Annotated in this window: 23 protein-coding genes; 1 reads left to right on the top strand and 22 read right to left on the bottom strand. The window is 46.5% G+C overall.

All coding sequences use genetic code 11. The annotated features are described in order from the left end of the window. Positions 1-42: 42 nt before the first annotated feature. The 4 genes from trxB to BC8716_RS12655 form a co-directional block, all read right to left on the bottom strand. Positions 43-993, bottom strand: a complete 951-nt coding sequence (trxB, locus tag BC8716_RS12670; RefSeq protein ID WP_094426196.1) for a thioredoxin-disulfide reductase — start codon at positions 991-993, stop codon at positions 43-45. A gap of 58 nt (positions 994-1,051) precedes the next feature. Next, the gene (locus tag BC8716_RS12665) at positions 1,052-2,101 is read right to left on the bottom strand and encodes a tetratricopeptide repeat protein (RefSeq protein ID WP_094426192.1); all 1,050 of its coding nucleotides are present in this window, start codon (positions 2,099-2,101) and stop codon (positions 1,052-1,054) included. A 267-nt stretch (positions 2,102-2,368) separates the two neighbouring features. Then, positions 2,369-3,622: a CYP152 family fatty-acid peroxygenase CypC gene (gene cypC, locus BC8716_RS12660; protein ID WP_094426190.1), complete on the bottom strand. Its 1,254-nt coding sequence runs from the start codon at positions 3,620-3,622 to the stop codon at positions 2,369-2,371. 149 nt (positions 3,623-3,771) lie between these two features. Beyond that, positions 3,772-4,680 (bottom strand): EamA family transporter, encoded by a 909-nt coding sequence (locus BC8716_RS12655; RefSeq protein ID WP_094426188.1) that lies wholly within the window; start codon positions 4,678-4,680, stop codon positions 3,772-3,774. A 103-nt stretch (positions 4,681-4,783) separates the two neighbouring features. Between BC8716_RS12655 and BC8716_RS12650 the strand changes: the two genes are divergently transcribed. Next, positions 4,784-5,677, top strand: a complete 894-nt coding sequence (locus tag BC8716_RS12650; protein ID WP_062746398.1) for an AraC family transcriptional regulator — start codon at positions 4,784-4,786, stop codon at positions 5,675-5,677. Positions 5,678-5,753: 76 nt separating this feature from the next. Here the strand turns inward: BC8716_RS12650 and BC8716_RS12645 are convergent, their stop codons facing one another. The 18 genes from BC8716_RS12645 to uvrA all read right to left on the bottom strand — a co-directional run bounded on the left by BC8716_RS12645 (position 5,754) and on the right by uvrA (position 22,060). Then, a complete protein-coding gene (locus tag BC8716_RS12645; RefSeq protein WP_094426186.1) occupies positions 5,754-6,506 on the bottom strand; it encodes a GNAT family N-acetyltransferase in 753 nt (250 codons plus the stop codon). 95 nt (positions 6,507-6,601) lie between these two features. Further along, positions 6,602-7,222: a bifunctional phosphoribosyl-AMP cyclohydrolase/phosphoribosyl-ATP diphosphatase HisIE gene (gene hisIE, locus BC8716_RS12640; RefSeq protein ID WP_094426184.1), complete on the bottom strand. Its 621-nt coding sequence runs from the start codon at positions 7,220-7,222 to the stop codon at positions 6,602-6,604. Continuing rightward, a complete protein-coding gene (gene hisF / locus BC8716_RS12635; protein ID WP_094426182.1) occupies positions 7,219-7,977 on the bottom strand; it encodes an imidazole glycerol phosphate synthase subunit HisF in 759 nt (252 codons plus the stop codon). Before hisF ends, hisIE begins: the two co-directional genes overlap by 4 nt. Further along, complete coding sequence (gene hisA, locus BC8716_RS12630; protein WP_094426180.1) at positions 7,977-8,699, bottom strand: 1-(5-phosphoribosyl)-5-[(5-phosphoribosylamino)methylideneamino]imidazole-4-carboxamide isomerase; 723 nt, start codon at positions 8,697-8,699, stop codon at positions 7,977-7,979. The genes hisF and hisA overlap by 1 nt, the downstream gene beginning before the upstream one ends. A gap of 1 nt (position 8,700) precedes the next feature. Further along, a complete protein-coding gene (hisH, locus tag BC8716_RS12625; protein WP_094426177.1) occupies positions 8,701-9,324 on the bottom strand; it encodes an imidazole glycerol phosphate synthase subunit HisH in 624 nt (207 codons plus the stop codon). Further along, a complete protein-coding gene (gene hisB / locus BC8716_RS12620) occupies positions 9,324-9,911 on the bottom strand; it encodes an imidazoleglycerol-phosphate dehydratase HisB (protein ID WP_094426175.1) in 588 nt (195 codons plus the stop codon). Before hisB ends, hisH begins: the two co-directional genes overlap by 1 nt. Continuing rightward, a complete protein-coding gene (gene hisD / locus BC8716_RS12615) occupies positions 9,911-11,188 on the bottom strand; it encodes a histidinol dehydrogenase (RefSeq protein WP_094426172.1) in 1,278 nt (425 codons plus the stop codon). Before hisD ends, hisB begins: the two co-directional genes overlap by 1 nt. Then, positions 11,175-11,816 (bottom strand): ATP phosphoribosyltransferase, encoded by a 642-nt coding sequence (gene hisG / locus BC8716_RS12610; RefSeq protein ID WP_094426170.1) that lies wholly within the window; start codon positions 11,814-11,816, stop codon positions 11,175-11,177. The genes hisD and hisG overlap by 14 nt, the downstream gene beginning before the upstream one ends. After that, the gene (locus BC8716_RS12605) at positions 11,813-12,994 is read right to left on the bottom strand and encodes an ATP phosphoribosyltransferase regulatory subunit (protein ID WP_094426169.1); all 1,182 of its coding nucleotides are present in this window, start codon (positions 12,992-12,994) and stop codon (positions 11,813-11,815) included. Before BC8716_RS12605 ends, hisG begins: the two co-directional genes overlap by 4 nt. Positions 12,995-13,326: 332 nt before the next feature. Beyond that, positions 13,327-13,806 carry an acyltransferase gene (locus BC8716_RS12600; protein ID WP_094426167.1) on the bottom strand — a complete coding sequence of 160 codons (480 nt, stop codon included), beginning with the start codon at positions 13,804-13,806 and terminating at the stop codon, positions 13,327-13,329. Then, positions 13,803-14,444, bottom strand: a complete 642-nt coding sequence (gene ppaX, locus BC8716_RS12595; protein WP_094426165.1) for a pyrophosphatase PpaX — start codon at positions 14,442-14,444, stop codon at positions 13,803-13,805. The genes BC8716_RS12600 and ppaX overlap by 4 nt, the downstream gene beginning before the upstream one ends. Beyond that, the gene (locus tag BC8716_RS12590) at positions 14,434-15,387 is read right to left on the bottom strand and encodes a nucleoside recognition domain-containing protein (protein WP_094426163.1); all 954 of its coding nucleotides are present in this window, start codon (positions 15,385-15,387) and stop codon (positions 14,434-14,436) included. Before BC8716_RS12590 ends, ppaX begins: the two co-directional genes overlap by 11 nt. A gap of 15 nt (positions 15,388-15,402) precedes the next feature. Then, positions 15,403-16,236 carry a prolipoprotein diacylglyceryl transferase gene (gene lgt, locus BC8716_RS12585; RefSeq protein WP_094426161.1) on the bottom strand — a complete coding sequence of 278 codons (834 nt, stop codon included), beginning with the start codon at positions 16,234-16,236 and terminating at the stop codon, positions 15,403-15,405. Positions 16,237-16,256: 20 nt separating this feature from the next. Next, the gene (gene hprK / locus BC8716_RS12580) at positions 16,257-17,189 is read right to left on the bottom strand and encodes an HPr(Ser) kinase/phosphatase (RefSeq protein ID WP_062746376.1); all 933 of its coding nucleotides are present in this window, start codon (positions 17,187-17,189) and stop codon (positions 16,257-16,259) included. A 295-nt stretch (positions 17,190-17,484) separates the two neighbouring features. Next, on the bottom strand, positions 17,485-17,829 hold the full coding sequence (locus BC8716_RS12575; RefSeq protein WP_094426159.1) for a phage holin family protein: 345 nt from the start codon (positions 17,827-17,829) through the stop codon (positions 17,485-17,487). A 1-nt stretch (position 17,830) separates the two neighbouring features. Further along, positions 17,831-18,043, bottom strand: a complete 213-nt coding sequence (locus BC8716_RS12570) for a PspC domain-containing protein (protein WP_245850090.1) — start codon at positions 18,041-18,043, stop codon at positions 17,831-17,833. Positions 18,044-18,054: 11 nt separating this feature from the next. Beyond that, positions 18,055-19,119 (bottom strand): DUF4097 family beta strand repeat-containing protein, encoded by a 1,065-nt coding sequence (locus tag BC8716_RS12565; RefSeq protein WP_094426155.1) that lies wholly within the window; start codon positions 19,117-19,119, stop codon positions 18,055-18,057. A gap of 67 nt (positions 19,120-19,186) precedes the next feature. After that, a complete protein-coding gene (gene uvrA, locus BC8716_RS12560; protein ID WP_094426152.1) occupies positions 19,187-22,060 on the bottom strand; it encodes an excinuclease ABC subunit UvrA in 2,874 nt (957 codons plus the stop codon). Position 22,061: the final 1 nt, after the last annotated feature.

The raw sequence follows: 22,061 nt of genomic DNA, 5'->3' as shown, positions 1-22,061 counted from the left end.
CCTTTAAAGCAAATTCGCTCTTGTTCACTCTCAGAACTACGATTATTTCTCGACTTTTTCAGCTTCAGCCAAGTTTTCTAAATAATGCTGGACATTTTGGGCAGCAATGGAGCCGTCGCCTGTTGCTGTGACAATTTGCCGCAGCGATTTTTCCCGTACATCGCCAGCTGCAAATATGCCAGGCACTTTTGTCTCCATTTCCTCATTCGTGACAATATAGCCTTCCTCATTCGTAATCCCTAAGTTCTGAACACTTTCATTTAATGGCAGCATGCCGATGTATACAAACACACCGTCGGCTTCCATGTTTGAAACTTCGCCTGTTTGCGTGTCTTTTAGCGTCACGCCCCCAACTTTGCCGTCTTTTTCATTAATCTCAGTTACAACTTTATTCCAAATGAAATCGACTTTTGGGTTGTTAAAAGCGCGGTCTTGCAAGATTTTTTGGGCACGCAATTGATCGCGCCTGTGAACGATTGTCACTTTTTTTGCAAACCGTGTTAAATAGACAGCTTCTTCAACGGCAGAGTCGCCGCCGCCTACGACAATCAATTCCCTCTCTTTGAAGAAAGCACCGTCACAAACAGCGCAATAGGAAACGCCTCTGCCGCTCAGTTCCTGCTCGCCAGGGATGCCGAGTTTTTTATATTCTGCTCCCGTTGACACAATGACTGCCTTGGCGCGGTATTCTTTTGAGCCAGCAATCACCCGTTTCGTATCGCCTTCATCGATAATTTCTTTAATGTCGCCATACGCATAGGCAGCGCCAAATTTTTTGGCGTGTTCAAACATTTTATTGGAAAGATCCGGCCCTAAAATGTGGTCAAAACCAGGGTAGTTTTCCACGTCTTCTGTATTCGCCATTTGCCCGCCGGGCATCCCACGCTCAAGCATGAGTGTATTTAAGTTAGCCCGGGATGTATACACAGCCGCGGTCATGCCAGCTGGTCCCGCTCCTGCAATAATCACATCATAAATGGTCTCTTCAGCCATGTTTCTTGCACTCCTCTACTCTTCAAGTTATCTGCTTCCATCGTAGCGAAAGAAACAGCTAACTGTCTAATGTTCTGCTCAAGAAGCCACGTTCGGCAAACAATGTAAACGAAATATCGTCTGATTGTTTGTTGGCTACCGCTTCCATCAGCTGTTTCGAAGCTCCGTCGCCAAGCGCTGCCGCTTTTTTCAAATGCTCTAAAGCGGTTTTTTCATTTTGTTCATGGTAGGAAGCGACACCGTAACACCGCAAAAGGGCTGCTTCTTCATCCGCATCGGTAGGAAAAGGCCGTGAAAGGACTTCTTTATAATTTCCAAGGGCACATAGCACTTGGACAAGGCGTGCAGCGTGACCTGAATCAAGAGGATAAACGCTTGCAAGCCGCTCACGGTACCATTTCGCCTCTTTAGTATAGCCCATTTCAAAGTAAAATAATGCGAGATTGCATAATGCCAACAAGTTGCCAGAATCCTTATCGAGCACTTCCTGGCAAATGGCAAACGCTCTTTCGGTTTCACCGATGCAAAATAGCGCTTCGGCGAGATGATTTTGGGCAGCCCACAAACGAGGATGCTTGCTAACGATTGACTCAAGCAACGGCACCGCCAGCTCTGCTTGCCCTTTTCGCAAAAGAAGCCATGCCTGTTCATGGTCGTCTAAATATTGCTCCGAACTCGCTTCTTCCTCCATAAAAGGGTCATCTTCAAATAGCTCAAGCAATTCATGCGCTTCTTCAGCAAACTGCCCGTTTGGCTCTTTTTCTAGATAGAGGCGCACATGCTTTTCGGCCTGATAAAAGTGGCCCATATACACTTCATTATTGGCAATAAAAAAATGGCAAACAGGCTGTTGACTGCCGGAGCTTGCCAGCACGGATTGTAAGAGTTCATTCGACCTCCCATACTCACCAAGTTCTGACAACACTGCAGCCAACTGTATTTTAAAAATCGGTTCAGAGGCAGTAAGCTTCACTGCCCGCTCTAGCAGTTTTGCAGCCCGATTTAAATGTTTTTTGTGAAAAGCTTGCAATCCCCTATGAAAAAAATAATCCCCATTTTGGTAAAACGGAACAATGGTCCTTGAATCTTCTTTCGATTCGTCGCTCATGTAAGCTTGTCCCTCCAAGCAAATGATCTATCTATCGTCAAGTATACACTAAACGTGATTTTCTGTAAGGACAACCGTTAAAAAAGTTGTTTTGAAAAAATTTTGTGTCCTCCCCTATTGGCAGCTTGGAAAATTGGGTGCTGTACTCCACTTTCTCCTTCCTTTTTAAGCATATCGTTTAAGCGTCAGGCGCTTCCATCATTTAAAGCTCGGAAATAACGGGGCTGGCAGTATAAAAAAGCGTGCCTCTTAAAAGAGGCACACGTTTTATTGAAAGCGGACATTCGTCATCACAAACTGGCTATGGGGCAAAGCGGGCATTTCGTTAAAGCGAAAACGTAAATCTTGTTCAGGCACGGTATAATCGATTCGATTGACAAGAAAATCCAAACTTTCTTTCATAATCTCGATTGTGATCCATTCGCCTGCGCAACGATGTCCAGTATTGCGATCGCCTCCACCTTGAGGAATGAAGGCAAACGGGCTTTTGTTCCATGTCGCAAAGCGATCTGGCCGAAACTGTTCGGGATTGTCCCAAAGCTGCGGATGATGATTGGTCCCATATAAATCGAGAAGCACTAATGTGCCTTTCTTAAATGGGTAGCCATTCCACGTAAAATCCTTGATTGGTCGCGCAGGCACAAAAGGAAAAAATGGATAGAAGCGCCTGACTTCTTGGACAAAATGCTGTAATTTTTCTTCGTCTGATCCAAGCTTTTCCCGTTCTTGCGGGTGTTGGTGGACAGCGAGTGCCGTGAAGCAAATGTAGATGGAAATGGCCACAATTGGCCGGAGGATATTGATAATTTCGACAGCTGCTGTTTGAGCGTCCATCCATTCACCATTTAATTCGCGATGGAATGACATCGTATGCAATGTTTTTCCTTCTGCTGCTTGGCGCTTGCCCGTACGGACATCCTCCACAAGCTCCTTCACCCAACTTTCGGCTTTGCCCCGGTTGCGCCGCCCTTTCCAATGGGCTGGCCCGATCGCCGCTGGCGCTTCAATCATGGCACGAAACCACTCAGCTTTGTCTTTCACTTCCTCTTCCTCAAGAGGAATCCCAGCCCACTCGAACGCAGTCCGGCACATTACTTCTTGCGCTTCTTCATACAAAACGACTTTTGATTGGTTCTGCCATCTTTGAGCAGCTAGTTCCCATTGTTTTGAAGCAATAGCACGAATGTCTTTTAGCGTTTCTTTCGACATGAGCGACATAAACATTGCTTTTCGGTGATGGTGTGCTTCCCCATCAAGCGCTTGAACGCCGCCTTTGCCAAATAGCGTTTTTACGACCCGCTTTGGGGCTGCGCCTGCTCGCTTAAATTTTTCATTATCATAAAAAAGTTCCGCTGCTTCCTCTCCACGTATACAAATCGCTTCTTGCCCTAGCAAGCGTGTTTTAAAAAGATCGGATTGAAATGCTTGGGCTCGGTTCGTGCCATATAAATACCCTTCTCGGAGTACGGCTACACTGTTATCTACCCCTGATTCTTTTGGGATTTCCTTTTCACTGGCCACTGTTACCTTCTCCTTTCATAAGTCGGTTCGTTAACGACCTAGCAACCACATTTGCCTGCTGCCTTATGCTCTACAACCAGTGTAGCCGTTCTCCCTCTGTTTAAAACGTACCGTTCGCAGCCAATAGGGAGTGCTTCAAGAGAGCATCTCTATGCCTGGGCCTCCGCATCCTCTTTTTGCCACGCCATTATAAAAATCATAGCAAGAATACAAGCGAGCCCTCCCCATTGAAAAACACCGAACGGTTCACGGAGCCAAATGACCATCGTCACTACCGCAGCTAATGGTTCGGCACTTCCAAGCAGACTCGTTTCTTTCGGAGAAAGGGTATTCAAACTTTCAATGTAGAACCAAAAAGCAAGCATCGTTCCGAAAAAAATGACAAAACCAAGGTGTAGATACGTTTCTAGCTGAAAAGTTGCCTCCCCAATCCGCCACGGAGGATGAATCACACTTAAAGCCATACCTCCAATTAGCATCGCCCAACCGACAATCACAAGAGAATCGTACTGTTTTAACAAAGGAACCGCATACAACGTGTAAAAGGCTAGTGCAGCCCCTGAAAGAATTCCCCAAATAATCGCAGAAGCTGGCACTGAAAGCTCGGAAAGGGAACCATTTGTTAACAGAAGATAGCAACCAGTCAAAGCAAGAGACACATAAATCAGGTCACGCCTAGTCAATCGATTTTGCCCGCGAACTACCATATACAGAATGATCATGACAGGTGCTAAATATTGCAGCAATGTCGCAACTGCCGAATTGCCATTTTTAATCGATGCCATGTACGTATATTGGACGGCAAGCATGCCAAAAATTCCAAAAGTAAGAAGCCGTGCAGCTGATTGCTTTGTTTTCCAAACGCCTAAAATTTGCGTCCGATTCTTTAACAAGAGTTGTATAATTAATAACATTGCTCCTGCAATTAAGAGCCTTATGGACACAAGCCAATTTATATTAACAGCGTCTTGCTGGAACAATTTTTGGGCGACGGTTCCGCCCATCCCCCAACATACTGCTCCTACTAAAACGAGCATGAGGCCTACATACCGTCTCATCTTTCTCTCCACCTTTACAATCATAATGGTGTTATAATAAAAGAAAAATGCCGTTAAAGATACGCGAATTGAACGAAAAAGTATAAGGATATTGAGGTGGAACGTGGGGACAATCCATTTTGAAATTGATGATCATTTAAAAGAACAAACAGCCCATCGAACTGTTGATTTGCCGATTGCCTGCTATCATACATCCATTAAAGAAAACAGCAACGGCTATATTCCTCTTCATTGGCATGATGAGCTACAATTTGTCGTTGTAACAAATGGAAAAGTACGTTTTCATGTCAATAATGAGACGGTTATTGTTCATGAGAAGAATGGGGTGTTCATCAATAGCGGCAGCCTTCACATGGCTGAAAGTCTGCCTCATTTAAATAGTCGCTATATTTGTCTTAATGTCGATCCATCTTTCATTTTGCCGCAAGAGCTTTTTGCAACTTATGTTAGCCCATACATTCAAGCGACGAACCTTCCCTACTTGGATATTTGTGCCGATGAAGGGTGGGGGAAAAATATTATTGACTGTACGTTAAGCATCCATCGATCGATTGAAGAGCAGCCCCCTTATTATGAAATTGATGTCACTACCAAGATGGTGGCGATATGGAAACTTCTAATCTCAAATGGACTGCGATTAGAATACGACCAGAACAAGATGATGCAAAATCGACGAGTAAAGGGAATGCTTCAATGGATTCATAGCCACTTTGGAGAGAACATTTCCTTAGATGATATAGCAAAGGCAGGGCAGCTAAGCCGCTCTGAATGTTGCCGCTATTTTAAACGAATGCTAAAAACGTCCCCCCTTCAATACGTTACTGATTACCGTATCCAAAAAAGCTTGCCTCTCTTGCAGCAGCCAAACGCAACTGTAACGGACGTAGCTTATCAAGTAGGTTTTAACAGCACAAGCTATTTTATCGCTCGATTCCGAAAAGTGATGAACATGACACCACTTGCCTACAAAAAATCGAAACTTAAGGATTTTCATTGATTTAGAGTGGACGCTAGCCATCTTTTACTGAATAAAGCCAACAAGCCCAGTTTAATCTATTTAAACATCGCTATTCTCAGCTTTTGACTCGGTACCAGTATGCATACATTTCTTCAAAGCCAAGCTTCGTATAGAGTGCGAGGGCTGGCTTATTTTCACGGACCACTTGCAAGTAAGCAAAGGCTGCTTCATTTTCTTTTCCCCAATGAAGCAAACGTTGGATTAGCTGCGTTCCATATCCTTGTTTTCGTTCCTTCTTCTTTGTCACAATATCAAATAACCCAATGTACCTATCTTCAATGACCCCTAACCCGCAAGCACAAGGGATCCCGTCTTTGTCCGTTATAAGCATGTAGCACGTCTCGGCGGCAATGTTGTTAAACATTTGTTTTAATGTCTGCTGGTCTGCTTCGCAAACATGATTCCAACGACAATAATGATCAAACCATTTTCGGTCTAGTCGGTGGCAACTTTCGACATAAGCTTCTGGCTTTTCACCGATTTTTGCTAAAGACAAAACTTGAACACTCGTCTCCCCTATATAATCATACCCCTTTGCATCTAGCGAACTATCCAAATCGCGTGGACAAGCAGCCGCGGTCAGCTTATAAACTACAGGAAGATTTTTCCTGCGGTACATTTGTTCACAGGCCTCGATGTTCTTTTCAAGCTCCCCATAAAAAGGATAGAGTGGATGAATCGAGTTTGCTCTTTTTGTATAACCATTGGCGAAGCGCAAAATCCATCCGCCTTTCTTCACTGTCTTAAGGGCAGGCTGTGCATTCATTGATAACGCTTCTATTTTTCGAATGAACGCTATGTCAGACATTTGTCTTCCCCCTTTTTGCTTTCCCTCTAATGAATGTTAAAGTTTCCTCTAAAAAACAGCAACCTGGTTCTTAGGTTGCTGTTTTTCACATGCTCTTATGATTGATGGCGCGCTTCCAACGTTTCCAGTACTTTATCCAAAGGAAGCTTTTGTTCCTGTAAGAGAACAAGGACGTGGTAAAACAAGTCGGCTACTTCCCAACGTAGCTCTTCGGGGTCGCGGTTTTTTGCGGCAATGATTACTTCTCCTGCCTCTTCGCCGACTTTTTTCAATATTTTATCGACGCCTTCTGTAAACAAGTATGTTGTATACGCCCCTTCTGGCATTTCCGCCTCCCGCTTTGCAATCGTTTCTTCAAGGTCGTTTAAAATTTGAAAACGATTGCCTGCCACCTTGCTAGTACCGCCAGTTAGCGACTGTGAAAAACAACTGTATGCCCCTGTATGGCAAGCGGGCCCCTTCGGTTCCACAAGTACAAGTACAGCGTCTTGGTCGCAGTCATAGCGGACGTCAACAACATGTTGTGTATTGCCTGATGTTTCTCCTTTATGCCAAAGCTGTTGGCGTGACCGGCTGTAAAACCATGTTTCTTTCGTCTCCATTGTCTTTTGCAGCGATTCTTCATTCATATAAGCAAGCGTTAGCACCGCTTTGCTATTTGCATCTTGGACGATTGCTGGGACGAGCCCGTCTTTATCAAAGCGGATTGGTTTCATCGGATGCACTCACCTTCTTCCCGTAAACGGGCTTTTACTTCTTGAATTGACGTTTCTTTGTAATGGAAAATCGATGCCGCAAGGGCTGCATCTGCGTAATTGTGTTTGAACACATCAACAAAGTCGCTTGCCGCTCCTGCTCCACCAGAGGCAATCACGGGCACTGTCACTACTTCATTGATCGCTTTTAACAACGACAAATCAAACCCTGTCTTCGCTCCATCTTGATCCATGCTAGTTACGAGCAGTTCGCCGGCCCCTAAGCGGACAGCCTCCTTGGCCCAATCGGTCGCTAACCAGTCAGTCTGTTTGCGGCCACCATGTGTGTACACGCGCCACGTGCCAAGCGCCTTATCAAATTTCGCATCAATGGCGACAACGATGCATTGTGAGCCAAAATAATCGGCGCCTTCGCGAATAAACGCTGGACGAAGCAGGGCGGCTGTGTTAATGGACACTTTGTCTGCGCCGGCGCGCAAAATGCGGCGTATGTCAGCGAGTGTGTTAATGCCTCCGCCAACGGTAAAAGGAATTGCTAGCGTCGCAGCGACTTCGCGGACCACATCGACCATTGTTTCCCGCCCTTCATGGGAAGCAGAAATATCAAGAAACACAAGCTCGTCTGCGCCTTCTTTGTCGTAAAAAGCAGCGAGTTCGACTGGATCGCCAGCATCGCGCAAGGAGAGAAATTGCGTCCCTTTCACCACACGGCCTTCTTTCACGTCTAGGCATGGAATAATTCGTTTTGCTAGCATTACAACTCTCCTTCCGCCAACGCTTCCTCTAAAGTGAACCGCTTCGTGTACAGCGCTTTGCCGACAATAGCCCCAGCAAGGGAAGCAGCTCGCAATTGTGCCAAATCGGCAATGCTGCTTACCCCTCCAGAGGCAATCACATTGGCATTCGCTGCCTTGGAAAGAGCAACGCACGCTTCGATATTCGGTCCAGTAAGCATGCCGTCACGGGCAATATCGGTAAAAATGAACGTTTTGGCGCCAAAGCGGGCCATTTCAGCAGCAAGGTCTTCCGCTTTGACGTGTGACGTTTCAAGCCATCCTTCTGTAGCTACATATCCATCACGAGCATCAATCCCGATCGCAATTTGTTCTCCATACTTGGCAAGCATTTGTTTCGTAAAATCAGGCTGGTAAACCGCCACACTGCCAAGGACGACACGGGCGACGCCTCCGTTTATATAGTGGTCAATATCTTGTTCGGTGCGAATTCCTCCCCCCACTTGAACGGGGACGTCTAATTTTTGGGCGATCGTCAAAATCGCTTCATCGTTCACAGGCCTTTTGGCTTTTGCCCCGTCTAGATCAACGACGTGTACCCACTTCGCGCCTGCGTCTTGAAATGATTTCGCCATTGTATAAGGCGATTCTCCATATATTGTCTCTTTGTTGTAATCGCCTTGTTCGAGGCGCACGCATTTTCCAGCACGGATGTCAATTGCCGGATAGATCGTATAGCTCATCTCAATTTCCCTCCACTAGTTGGCCAAAGCGTTTCAGCAGTGCCATGCCGACAGTGCTGCTTTTTTCGGGATGGAACTGCATGCCATACACTTGCCCTTTTTGCACAATAGCAGGGACACTTTGGTAATAATCACTGCTTGCAACGATGATGTCCGTTTCTGTACGGACGACATAGGAATGGACAAAATATACGTAGCCTTCAGGAACACCTTCTGTTAGTGGTGTGGGCCTATGGAATTCAAGCTTATTCCATCCCATATGCGGCACTTTGTAGGCGTGCCCCTCTGCCGTCGTTCCAGAAAAACGTTCGACGCGTCCAGGCAAGTAACCAAGGCCTGCTGTTGGTTGATGTTCCGTGCTTGACTCAAACAATAGTTGCATCCCAAGGCAAATGCCGAGTAATGGTTTGTTTTCCGCTACCCAGTTGTCTAAAAAAGGCTGGACGTTTGTTTGTGTAAGAATATCCATTGCGTCAGGAAAAGCGCCGACCCCAGGGAGGATCAACGCCTTGGCCTTTGCCAATTCTTCCCCATTGCTGCTAATAAAATAGGGGATCGCTAACCTTTCAAGCGCTTTAGAGACCGAATGGAGGTTGCCCATCCCATAGTCAATGATGCCAATCATTAAAGCAGCCCCTTCGTTGATAATATTCCTTTAATTCGTGGATCAATTGCCGTTGCTTCATCCAAAGCACGGGCGCATGCTTTAAAGATCGCTTCAATGATATGGTGTGTATTGTGTCCGTAGTGGACGATTATATGGAGATTCATGCGCGCTTCTAACGCCAATTTCCAAAAAAATTCATGGACAAGTTCGGTATCAAATGTGCCGACTTTCTCGCTCGGAAAGTCAGCCCTAAATTCCAAATGGGGCCTGTTGCTCAAATCGACAACCACTTGGGCAAGCGTCTCATCCATCGGCACAAACGCGTTTCCATAACGTTTAATGCCCTCCTTCGTTCCAAGTGCTTCTTTTACAGCTTGACCGATGCAAATGCCAAGATCTTCAGTCGTATGGTGAGCATCGACTTCAATATCGCCACTGGCTTTGACAGACAAATCAAATTGGCCATGTTTCGCAAACAAATCGAGCATATGCTCCATAAAAGGCACGCCTGTTTCGATATCTGCTTTTCCTTCGCCGTCGAGGTTGAGTCGCAACGAAATGTCCGTTTCTCCTGTCGTCCTTGTTAATTCATAGCTACGAGCCATCACATGTCCTCCAATCGAATGTCTATCGCGCGTGCATGCGCTTCAAGCCCTTCTAGGCGCGCCAATTCCGTGATCGCTTTTCCGTTCTCAGCTAGCGCCGTTTTGCTGTAGGAAATAATGCTTGATTTTTTGACGAAATCATCTACTGATAGCGGGCTGGCAAAGCGGGCTGTTCCGTTTGTCGGCAGTACATGGTTTGGGCCAGCAAAATAATCACCGACTGGTTCGGCACTGTACGAACCAAGAAAAATCGCTCCCGCATGTTTGACGCGACCAAGCAATGCAAGGGGCTCTTCCGTGGCAATTTCCAAATGCTCAGGCGCCAATTGGTTGACGACTTCAATTGCTTGTGCCAGCGAGGCAGTCACATACAAAGTGCCAAACTGGTCTAATGCTCGCCCTGCTATCTCTTTTCTCGGAAGAGTAGCCAGTTGCCGTGCTGTTTCTTGTTGGACCGCTTCGGCCAGTTCCCTAGAAGGAGTGACTAACACGGCTGACGCATCCTCATCGTGCTCCGCTTGGGAAAGAAGGTCTGCTGCTACATAGGCAGGGTTCGCTTTTTCATCGGCTAATACGCAAATTTCACTTGGCCCAGCAATCATGTCAATGGCGACATCGCCAAAAACCGCTCTTTTGGCAAGGGCCACATATTTGTTGCCTGGCCCTGTAATTTTATCAACTGGACGCACCGTTTCCGTGCCATACGCCAAAGCAGCCACTGCTTGCGCTCCCCCAAGCTTATAAATCGTATGGACGCCAAGTTCAGCCGCTGTCGCGAGAACAGCTGGCGGAAGGGAACCGTTTTTGCCAGCTGGGGAAACCATTGAAATTTCCTTTACACCTGCTACTTGAGCAGGTACTACATTCATAATAATCGAAGACGGGTAAGCCGCTTTTCCTCCAGGTACATAAACGCCTACTGCATCAAGGGGTGTGACACGCTGCCCTAAAATCGTGCCATCAGGGGCTGTTTGAAACCACGACTTCCCTTTTTGTTGTTCGTGAAAGGCACGGACATTGGCAATTGCTTGGCGAATCGCTGCCAAAACAGGTTGATCAATGTGGCGGTAAGCATTGTCCAATTCTGCCTTTGTGACAAACAAGTCTGTTAGTTCCACTCCGTCAAATTGTTGCGTGTAATGGACTAACGCTTGATCGCCTTCCTTTTTTACCGTGTCAATGATCGTGTTCACAGTGGCGATTTCGGCTTCGCTTCCATGGAGGCCGCTGCGCTTTAAGGAAACTGCCTCTCCTTCTTTTAGCTCAATGATCTTCACTGCCATCCCCCTCTATAACGGCCGCCAAACGCTCAACCATATCATGAATTTCACCTGCGCGCATCCGGTAGCTAGCAGGATTGACAATAAAGCGCGATGTGATTTGTCTAATTTGTTCCAATTCGACTAAGCCATTTTCTTTCAGCGTTTGTCCCGTTGAAACGATGTCGACAATTCTGCCGGCAAGTCCCATGATCGGCGCTAACTCGATTGAGCCATTTAATTTAATAATTTCGACTTGTTCCCCTTGTTCTTTAAAAAACTGCGACGCCACGTTCGGGTATTTTGACGCTACTTTTGGATTTAATTCGCCTCGTTGGTACGTCGGCAGCGCCGCCACCGCCAAATGACAAGCGCTAATGTTCAAGTCGAGCACCTCATGGACGTCACGCTTTTCCTCCAACATGACATCCTTGCCGGCAACACCGACGTCAGCAACACCGTGTTCCACATAAGTAGGAACATCCATCGGCTTCGCTAAGATAAAACGGAGCGATTCATTCGGCACATCGATAATGAGTTTGCGCGATTGCTCAAAGGAACTTGGCAAGTCATAGCCAGCCGAACGGAGCAGCTGAACAGCCTCCTCAAAAATCCGCCCCTTCGGCATCGCCATTGTCAGTGTCATCGCTTGCCCTCCTCTGTTTTGCCGATTAAATAAACAATTTCTTCATAACTAGCGGACATTTTATCAATGTCGTCAACGCCTGCCACATCTTGTAAGACGACTTGCATCCCCTTTTCCCGAAGCGCAGTCGCTTTTCGATAGGCTTCTTGGCGCCGTTCCCTGCTATAAAGCAAGCAGCGTTTTTTCGGCTGTGCTTCGAGTTTGCCTACTGCTTCTGCAAGCAAATCCAAACGTAAACCGAAGCCAGTGGCAGGACCAGGACGGCCAAACTTGGCAAGCAAATGGTCATAGCGTCCGCCACCGCCAAGGGGATGAGGGAGGCGGTCATGGTAAACTTCAAAAATGCAGCCTGTATAATAGCTCATATGGAGGACAAGGCTTAAGTCAAGCTTCATATAACGGGTAAGCCCTCCCTCTTTCAGACCTTGCCAAAGGTCTCGCAGCTCTGCCACAGCCTGTTTGCCTTCTGGTGATTCGGTTAGCTCCTCCGCTTCAGCAAGAATCGCTTCATTGCCGCGCAACCGGCTTAGTTTTAACAGCTTCTTTTCATCAATCGACGATAGCCCAAATGCCTTTACTTGCTCTTTGAAACCAACATCGTTCTTTTCATAGAGTTGCCTCCGCAACAGCTCGGCCCGTTCTTCGGTGCCAACAATTTCTAAAAATAACGCATTTAAAAAACCGATATGTCCGACGGCAACTTGAAAATGGTCAAGACCTGCTTGAATAAGGGCTCTGTTCAACAACAGCAACATTTCCCCGTCAGCGCTAGCGGTATGATCACCAACAAGCTCAACACCAACTTGTGCAAATTCGGCAGGACGCCCGCCTTCCGTTTGCAAAGCTCGATAAAGGCTTGAACAGTACGATAGCCTAAGTGGATAAGGGATGTCTTTCATACTTGAAGAAACGAGCCGAGCAATTGGCGCCGTCATATCAGGGCGCAAAACGAGCGTATTTCCATGAAAATCTATTAATTTGAATAACTGCTTATCTGAAATAGCAGACGCTTTCCCGACTGTTTCATAATATTCTAGCGTCGGCGTTTGTACTTGCTCGTATCCCCATAACCGAAACTCTTGCAATACACGATCGCCTAATTTTCGTTGCATTGAATGCAAATTCGGCAGCACATCGCGCATGCCTAAAGGTTTTTCAAACATAAAAGGCTCAGACACAACGTTCGCTCCTAACTGCCCTTTACTTTAGTTTGCTAAATCACTAATGAAGTAAAGTTTTTTCTAGTTTACAATTGCCCTAACGAAAAGTCAACTGGCCCATTCACAAAAAAAAAACGTACAATAGCTAACGCTATTGTACGTGGAGGTTGTCGACAAAGTCGATAACCGCCCTCAGACTGATAGAAAACGCTTGTCAGACGAGGAGTGCAGCCGAGGGAAGATGCGAATAGAACGTGGGTTCATGAGCATATGAGTGAGGCAAACGACGAAGTATGCGAGCGTTTGCCTACAGTCTGAACGTGCAATAGCTAACGCTATTGTATGTGAAGTTACCTTATTTGTTTCATTGGATTTCCAGCGACAAACGCTCCTGGGGGTACATCTTTATGGACAACAGTCCCCGCGCCTACTACTGCGCCATCGCCAATCGTCACGCCTGGAAGAATCGTACAATTGGCGCCGACCATCACCCTGTCGCCAATCACAACATGGCCGAGTCGATACTCTTCAATCAAATATTCATGAGCCAAAATTGTTGTATTGTAGCCAATAATGGAGTTGGCGCCAATTTTAATTCTCTCAGGAAACATGACATCGACCATTACCATTAAAGCAATGGCTGTCTGGTCGCCAATTTCCATCTTCAAAAACACGCGGTAAAGCCAGTTTTTCATTCGCAGCGATGGGGTGAAGCGCGCTATTTGGGCAACGGCAAACGTTTTTGCTACTTTCCAAAAGGAAACGGTTCGGTAAAGCTGCCACAATGAGTTCGACCCGCTTACCGGAAAACGTTCTGTCTTCCTGCTCACAGGCGATTCACGATTTCAACCAGCTCTTCCATTGTTGCTGGTATGTAATCTGGCGCAAATGTGCGCAAATGCTCAGCGCCTTTTAATGCCCAGCCAACCGCAACCGTTTTCGTACCTGCTGCTTTTCCTGCCAATACGTCGTGTGAATTGTCGCCAACCATGATCGCTTCTTCAGGCTTTGAATCAAGTTGCCTAAGAGCTTCTAATAATGGCTCGGGATGCGGTTTTGCATGTTTTACATCATCCAAGGCGACAATCACATCAAAGTACGGGGAAAGCCCCATCAACTCTAGGCCCATTTGCGCAGTTTCCCTGATTTTAGTCGTTACGACCGCTAGCTTGTAACCTTGTTTATGCAGCGTCTTGATGCCTGTTTTTACACCTGGGTATTCCTTTACAAGCGCATCATGTTGTTGATGGTTAAAATCACGGTATGTGCGGACCCATTCTTCGGCACGGGAAGCATCAATGCGTGAAAAGCTGTCTACAAGCGGTGGACCGATAAATGGCAGCACCGTTTCCCGGGTATAGACACCTGGAAAATCTGGTTCCAATGTATGGAGAAAGGATTGGATAATCAATTCATTTGTATCAATTAATGTCCCATCCAAATCAAATAGCAACGTATTAATGGTCATAAACAGCATCCTTTCCGAAGTTCCCTTGTTTCCTCTTCTCAAGCTGTGTCCAGAGACGGGAAATCACTATTGTTAACAACAGTGCTGTCAAAAGGCGTATAACAAGCAATGGCCACACTTGAATGCCAAGAACGAGAAACACAAGCGTATCCTCGACAACGGCATGGCAAGCAACGAGAAAAATAAACACCACATACAAATCTTTTTTCTTTACACGGTCTTCTTTGACCGCATCGATCATCACGCCAGCTCCGTATGCTAAGCCAATGGTTAACCCAGAAGCGAGTGTAACAGCCGTGTTTTCCCCGACACCAATCAATCGCGTCAGCGGCGCTAAACTTTTCGAAATAACGGCAAGCCAGTTGCGCTCACGCATAATTTGGACCACAAGCATAAGGGGAATGACAATAGCCGCTAATTGCACAACACCTAAAAAGGCAGTCCATAAACCATCGGCTACCATTCCCACAACCCCAGTTGCTTGAGGCGCTTGAGCTGAAGCAAGCCCATAGACCGCTTGTTCGCTCCCGCCACTCCAGACAAGATTGATGATAAAGGCTGCGGCCACGGCTAGAAAAATCCGCACCGCCACAATAACCGATACGCGGACGCCTACCTTTGTCGCAACCGCAGATTCGATAATAAGATTGTGTGAAAAAGAAAGCATAATCGCTAAAATAAATACTTCTTTTACAGTAAAGTCAAATGTCAAAATTGCGCCGATGCCTGCGTATAAGTTAAGTACATTGCCAATAACTAAAGGAATTGCCGCTTCTCCAGGCAAACCAATCAAGCCCATTAAAGGGGCGATCAGCTTAGCGAGCCAGTCGAGTAGAGGCGTATAGCCTAGCAAAGTAACAATAAGCGTAACCGGAAAAATGATTTTCCCGAGCGTCCATGTTGTTGACAGGCCGGACAGCAAGCCTCGTTTCACCATTCCCATCCATATCTTCCCTCTCTATTTTCTCTGTTTGGTAGCTGCGTCTGGATTCAAGTACCGCGGTGGTTTTACCCAAAGGCGCCTGTATACCCAAAGGGCAATCGATGTCACGACTAACACGATCGACAAAATCTGCGCCGTGCGAAGCGTATCGCCAATTAATAAATAGTCTAACCGCATGCCCTCGATCACAAAACGTCCAACCGAATACCAAATTACATACGATAAGAATAGTTCGCCTTGGCGCAAGTTTGCTTTGCGAAGCAGCAATAGCACGACTACTCCTAGCACGTTCCAAAGCGATTCGTATAAAAATGTCGGTTGATAGTACGTCCCATTAATATACATTTGATTAATAATCCAATCAGGCAAAAACATTCCCTCAAGAAATTCCCTTGTGACTTCCGCCCCGTATACTTCTTGATTGACAAAATTGCCCCAGCGGCCAATCGCTTGGCCAATCAAAATGCTAGGCGCAGCCACATCGGCAAGTTTCCAAAACGACAATCCACGTTTTTTGGCAAACACAATCGCTGTGACAACCGCACCAATTAAAGCACCATGAATCGCGATTCCGCCTTCACGCAAATAAAAAACACTAATTGGATTATCAGCAAACTGCTCCCACCGAAAAATAACATAGTATGCACGAGCCGATAGAATGGAAATCGGCAACGCCCAGACTAGCAAATCAGCAAACGTCTCCTGCGGCAGTCCTCGCTTAACCGACTCGCGCCGTGCCATTAAATAACCGACGGCGACTCCAAGCAAAATGAGGACGGCATACCAATAAATCGCGATTGGCCCAAGCTGGACAAAAACGCGGTCAATCGGTTCAATTTGTTCTTCCATTCCGTTCGTCTCCCCTGTCTTTAAAATTCATTTTCCCCATGCTCAATCACTTGTGTCAAACGTTCCGAAAATTCTTGTGCTGCATTAAAGCCTAATCGTTTCAGGCGGAAATTCATTGCAGCCACCTCAATAATAACAGCTAAATTTCGCCCTGGACGAACAGGGACGGTCATTTTGGTAATTTCCGTATCAAAAATTTTCATTTTGTCTTCCTCGAGCCCAAGACGGTCATACGCTTTGTTTTGGTCCCAAAGCTCTAAATTCATACAAAGGCTAATCCGTTTAAACGGGCGAACCGCCCCTGCCCCAAATAACGTCATGACATTAATGATGCCAAGCCCGCGGATTTCCAGCAAATGTTGCAAAAGCGGCGGCGGATATCCGACTAACGTATCTTCATTTTGCTGGCGGATTTCAACTGAATCATCGGCGACAAGGCGGTGGCCGCGGCGAACCAAATCAAGTGCAGTCTCGCTTTTGCCAACGCCGCTTCCGCCTGTAATCAGCACGCCAATGCCATAAATGTCAACAAGCACGCCATGGACAGCGGTCACAGGCGCCAATTCGCTTTCCAAGAAATTGGTGACTCGACTGCTCAGTTGCGTTGTCGTTAATGTCGAACGCAAAACAGGCACTCCACGTTTATCGGCAGCGGCAATAAGTTGTTCAGGCGCTTCCAGACCACGTGAAAGAATAATGCCTGGCGTGTCATACGTGCACAATTTGGTCATCCGTTCTTCCTTTTCTTGGTCGGAGAGCGACTTCAAAAAAGAAAGCTCCGTCCGTCCAATGAGCTGGAGGCGACGGGCTGGATAATATGTAAAAAAGCCAGCCATTTCTATTCCTGGCCTAGAAATGTCGCTTGTTGTAATCGGCCGGTATATTCCTTCTTCGCCAGCTAAAAGTTCAAATTGAAATTTCTCTAACAAATCATTTGCTGTGACTTTTGCCATTTTCTTTCACCTCATTTGTCCACTTACAAGAGCGAATCGTGCTAGAGCTATTGTAGCATGATTTGCGCCAGACGCCTAAAAAAGGTTATAAAAAAACTGGCCGCATTCGCGGCCTGTTCAGACTGTAGGCAAACGCTCGCATACTTCGTCGTTTGCCTCGGTCATATGCTCATGAACCCCCGTTCTATTCGCATCTTCCCTCGCCTGCACTCCTCGTCTGACAAGCGTTTTCTATCAGTCTGAGTAGCAGTTATCGACTTTGTCGACAACCTCAACAGGCCGCATTCGCGGCCTGTTAGTTGTTTTTGATTGGGTTAATGAGAAATGTTTGGAACAGGGCAATGATAATGGCTGCAAGCAATGCCGTGCCGAAACCGCTGATTTCGAAAGCGCTGCCCATCAAGATCGATGTCAGCATGAGCGTTACTGCACTAATGACAAACAAGAACAGCCCTAGTGTCAAAATCGTGATCGGCAACGTTAATACTGTTAAAATCGGCTTGACTGTCCAATTTAAAATGTTCAGGAGAAACGCTGCTACTAGTGCAGCGAAAAAGCTAGACAAGTAAAAGCCAGAAAACAGTTGTGAGAGCATCCATAACACGAGAGCGTTCAAGACTAAACCGAGAAGCCATCTCATTTTAACCATTCTCCTCTATCGGCATAAGCAACATTGCCACTATATAGACAAGCACCATTGGAAAAACCGATGTTGGGATTGCTAAAATGACCGTAATAAGCCGTACAATCGTCGGATCAATATTCAAATAGTCGGCAATCCCGGCACAGACGCCTGCAAGTAGCCGTTTATCTTGAGACCTTGTAAGGCGCTTCATACTTCCCATTCCTTTCATTGGCATTCCCTTTAACTGTCTTTATCTTGTATGGTAATGCTGCCAGTATTCGCTACAGCATGGACTTTGACCCGCTTTTCTTGCGCCTGGTTGCCAGTCAACTGCATGTAGCGCTGCGCAAATTCTTTTTTCTCATCGAGAATCTCAACATCAGCCAAACGGTTATTGATTGAGCCAACATTTGATTTCAGCTTGGCTTCAATGCGTACAGCAGGGGAAACAAGCAATTTTACACTTCCTGTTGTTGTTTTTAAATCAACATAGCCTGCATCAGTCGACGCTTCCATCTCATAAGTGATCGAGCCATTGACCGTTTCTACGTCTGCGTCTTGGATCGATCCAGATACTTTAACCGACCCATTCAATGTTTTAGCATCAAGCAGTTGCAATTGGCTTTGCTCGCAAGATATGCTGCCGTTGACCGTCTCCATGCTCGCTTTTTTCGATTCAATATTTGTGGTTTTAATCGAACCGTTTGTTGTGTTGGCTTCAAATGTATCCGCCTTTAGGTCTTCCCCTTTCAAAGCGCCATTAAACGTATAAAGCTTAATACGCCCGTAAGAGGATTGGGGCACATACAATGTCGCCAACACTTTCATCGATTTCGTCTTTGTTTCAAATAACAACGTTTCATCTGTAGCCGAGAATACAGATTCTTTTAGGAAGAAATCTTTTGCTTGCTCGGTATCACGTACACGATACACTTTCACTTGGCACTCCAAGCGCACATCTTGTTTATCCCAAGGAACGACGTCAACTGATCCGTTTTCTAATGATACTTTCAAAGAACGAGGCGAAATGTTTTGCTGTTGGAAGACGTGGTCAATTTCTGTCACTGTTCCAAAATTAAAGTCCAAGTCGCCCTCTTTCACTTTTTGAATCGCTGTCTCAAAAAAACCACTCAACTTTGAAAGAGGCGACTCTTCCCGCGTGTCTCTGTCACGCCCGCCTTGATGAGAATCCTGTTTTGCTGAATCGGCTTCGTCCTTGCCGATCGCCTCAAGCAAACGCAACCCTTCTTCTGCTGTAACCTTCCCATCTTCAATCATTTTCAAGATCATCATACGTTCTTCCATGGCAATCGCTCCTTTATCGGCTTTCTATTACTGTATTACGGAGCAGCTAGGCAAGATGTTTCAGCTTTTATGAACTTTTTTGCTCTGCCCCGGCAAACAACGCTTCTTGTCTAGCTTTATCACGAGCAAGAATAGGTTTTAAATAGGCCCCTGTATAAGAAGCACTTGTTTCGGCTACGTGCTCTGGCGTTCCTTCAGCCACGATAGTGCCGCCGTTTTTGCCCCCTTCTGGCCCAAGGTCAATGATATGGTCAGCCGTTTTAATGACATCTAAGTTATGCTCAATAACCAAGACTGTGTCACCATTGTCGACAAGGCGTTGAAGCACTTTTAACAATCGGGCAATATCATCAACATGGAGGCCAGTCGTCGGTTCATCGAGAATATAAAGCGTTCGTCCTGTTGAGCGTTTGTGCAACTGGGACGCCAACTTCACCCGTTGCGCTTCCCCGCCTGAGAGCGTCGTCGCCGGTTGGCCCATTTTTAAATAACCGAGACCGACATCAATGAGCGTCTGGATTTTGCGCTTAATCTTTGGAATGCTGGCAAAAAATTCAGCGCCTTCTTCGATCGTCATTTCCAATACATCAGCAATCGTTTTGCCTTTATAGGTCACTTCCAGGGTTTCGCGGTTATAACGTTTTCCGTGGCATACTTCACAAGGAACGTAGACGTCAGGCAAAAAGTGCATTTCGATTTTGATGATTCCGTCACCCTTACATGCTTCGCACCGACCACCTTTAACATTGAAGCTGAAACGCCCTTTTTTATAACCGCGGACTTTCGCTTCATTGGTCATCGCGAACACATCGCGTATATCGTCAAACATGCTTGTGTATGTTGCCGGGTTGGAACGTGGTGTCCGCCCGATCGGCGATTGGTCAATATCAATCACTTTATCCATTTCATCAATGCCAATGATTTCTTTATGTTGCCCTGGCTTCGCTTTGGCGCGGTGAATCCGCTGCGCCAGCGCTTTGTGGACAATTTCGTTGACGAGCGTGCTTTTTCCAGAGCCAGAAACGCCTGTAACAGCGATAAACACGCCAAGTGGGAACGTGACATCAATGTTTTTTAAGTTATTGGCTGACGCCTTTTTTACTGTAAACGAGCGATCAGTAAGAGGACGTCTTTCACGGGGAACAGGGATAAATTTTTCCCCTGACAAATACTTCCCCGTCAACGAATGGGGATTTTCCGTTAGTTCTTTTGGCGTTCCTTGCGCAGTAATATATCCACCATGAACCCCTGCTCCTGGGCCGATGTCAATAATATGGTCAGCCGCCAGCATCGTATCCTCATCGTGTTCAACTACGATAAGCGTGTTGCCAAGGTCACGCATATGTTTTAACGTCTCGATTAAACGGTCATTGTCACGCTGATGGAGGCCAATGGAAGGTTCGTCAAGAATGTAAAGCACACCCATAAGCGATGACCCGATTTGCGTAGCGAGCCTAATACGCTGCGCTTCCCCTCCAGACAGCGTCCCCGCCGCTCGGGAAAGGGTTAAGTAATCGAGTCCGACATTGACTAAAAAGCCTAGACGGTCTTCGATTTCTTTTATGATCAAACGAGCAATAGCACGTTCTTTTTCAGTCAAGTCAAGCGCCTTAACAAAATGGATGGCATCTGTACATGTCATTTGGCTTACTTCGCCTAAATGTTTGCCGCCAACAAAAACAGCAAGTGCTTCCTTTTTTAACCTATACCCTTTGCACGTTGGGCATTTTTTCTGCGACATGTACATTTCCATTTGTTCGCGAATATAATCAGAGCTTGTTTCCCGATAGCGTCGGGCTACATTGGCGAGCACCCCTTCAAATACAATTGTATGTTCATGAACGCGGCCAAAGTCGTTTTCATAGCGGAAAAAGATTTTCTCCTTTCCGCTTCCCTCTAACAAAATTTGTTGCTGTGCCGCTGGCAGTTTTTCAAACGGCACGTCCATATCAATGCCAAAGTGATCGCACACCGCTTGCAATAACTGTGGATAATAATTGGAACTTGTCGGTTCCCACGGAGCAAGGGCATGTTCACGCAATGACCGGCTTGGGTCTGGGACGACAAGCTCGCTGTCCACTTCCTGCTTTGAACCAAGTCCATCACAAGACGGACAAGCGCCGAACGGGCTATTAAATGAAAATAAGCGTGGCTCAAGTTCAGGAATGGAAAAACCGCACTCAGGGCATGCGTGCTGCTGGCTGAACAGCAACTCCTCTTCGCCGATGACATCGACAAGCACTCTGCCGCCAGCAAGCGTCAAAGCGGTTTCCAGGGAGTCCGCAATTCGCGCTTGGACGCCCTCTTTTATCACAATCCGGTCAATCACTACCTCGATCGTATGTTTTTTGTTTTTATCTAGCTCGATTTCTTCGGATGCTTCTCGCATTTCTCCATCGACGCGGATACGGACATACCCGTCTTTCTTAATCTGTTCTAGCGTCTTTACGTGCGTGCCTTTACGCCCTGATACAAGTGGCGCAAGAATTTGCATTTTAGTACGCTCTGGATATTCAAGGAGGCGATCCACCATTTGCTCAATCGTCTGCGAAGAAATTTCAATGCCGTGACGAGGGCAGATGGGCCGACCAATTCGGGCATACAATAGCCGCAAGTAGTCGTGGATTTCTGTTACCGTTCCAACTGTAGAACGAGGGTTGCGGCTTGTTGTCTTTTGATCGATCGAAATCGCCGGAGACAGCCCTTCGATCGAGTCAACATCTGGCTTATCCATTTGTCCCAGAAATTGACGGGCGTAAGCGGACAGCGACTCCACATAACGCCGCTGCCCTTCTGCGTAAATGGTATCAAATGCGAGCGATGACTTGCCAGAACCAGAGAGGCCTGTTAACACGACAAGCTTATCCCTCGGAATCGTTACATCCATGTTTTTTAGGTTGTTGGATCGTGCCCCTTTAACGACAATCTGTTCATGTGCCATT

The organism is Shouchella clausii, from assembly GCF_002250115.1.
Classification (GTDB): Bacteria; Bacillota; Bacilli; order Bacillales; family Bacillaceae_D; genus Shouchella; species Shouchella clausii.
Note: the sequence above shows the minus strand (reverse complement) of the source record. Positions and strands in the feature narration are given on the sequence as shown.

Bases quoted from the DNA above. Each gene is read 5' to 3' on its own strand.
- trxB (WP_094426196.1), bottom strand. From the start codon at position 993: ATGGCTGAAGAGACCATTTATGATGTGATTATTGCAGGAGCGGGACCA.
- BC8716_RS12665 (WP_094426192.1), bottom strand. From the start codon at position 2,101: ATGAGCGACGAATCGAAAGAAGATTCAAGGACCATTGTTCCGTTTTAC.
- BC8716_RS12655 (WP_094426188.1), bottom strand. From the start codon at position 4,680: ATGAGACGGTATGTAGGCCTCATGCTCGTTTTAGTAGGAGCAGTATGT.
- BC8716_RS12645 (WP_094426186.1), bottom strand. From the start codon at position 6,506: ATGTCTGACATAGCGTTCATTCGAAAAATAGAAGCGTTATCAATGAAT.
- hisIE (WP_094426184.1), bottom strand. From the start codon at position 7,222: ATGAAACCAATCCGCTTTGATAAAGACGGGCTCGTCCCAGCAATCGTC.
- hisF (WP_094426182.1), bottom strand. From the start codon at position 7,977: ATGCTAGCAAAACGAATTATTCCATGCCTAGACGTGAAAGAAGGCCGT.
- hisA (WP_094426180.1), bottom strand. From the start codon at position 8,699: ATGAGCTATACGATCTATCCGGCAATTGACATCCGTGCTGGAAAATGC.
- hisH (WP_094426177.1), bottom strand. From the start codon at position 9,324: ATGATTGGCATCATTGACTATGGGATGGGCAACCTCCATTCGGTCTCT.
- hisB (WP_094426175.1), bottom strand. From the start codon at position 9,911: ATGGCTCGTAGCTATGAATTAACAAGGACGACAGGAGAAACGGACATT.
- hisG (WP_094426170.1), bottom strand. From the start codon at position 11,816: ATGACACTGACAATGGCGATGCCGAAGGGGCGGATTTTTGAGGAGGCT.
- ppaX (WP_094426165.1), bottom strand. From the start codon at position 14,444: ATGACCATTAATACGTTGCTATTTGATTTGGATGGGACATTAATTGAT.
- BC8716_RS12590 (WP_094426163.1), bottom strand. From the start codon at position 15,387: ATGGGAATGGTGAAACGAGGCTTGCTGTCCGGCCTGTCAACAACATGG.
- lgt (WP_094426161.1), bottom strand. From the start codon at position 16,236: ATGGAAGAACAAATTGAACCGATTGACCGCGTTTTTGTCCAGCTTGGG.
- hprK (WP_062746376.1), bottom strand. From the start codon at position 17,189: ATGGCAAAAGTCACAGCAAATGATTTGTTAGAGAAATTTCAATTTGAA.
- BC8716_RS12575 (WP_094426159.1), bottom strand. From the start codon at position 17,829: ATGAGATGGCTTCTCGGTTTAGTCTTGAACGCTCTCGTGTTATGGATG.
- BC8716_RS12570 (WP_245850090.1), bottom strand. From the start codon at position 18,043: ATGAAAGGAATGGGAAGTATGAAGCGCCTTACAAGGTCTCAAGATAAA.
- BC8716_RS12565 (WP_094426155.1), bottom strand. From the start codon at position 19,119: ATGGAAGAACGTATGATGATCTTGAAAATGATTGAAGATGGGAAGGTT.
- uvrA (WP_094426152.1), bottom strand. From the start codon at position 22,060: ATGGCACATGAACAGATTGTCGTTAAAGGGGCACGATCCAACAACCTA.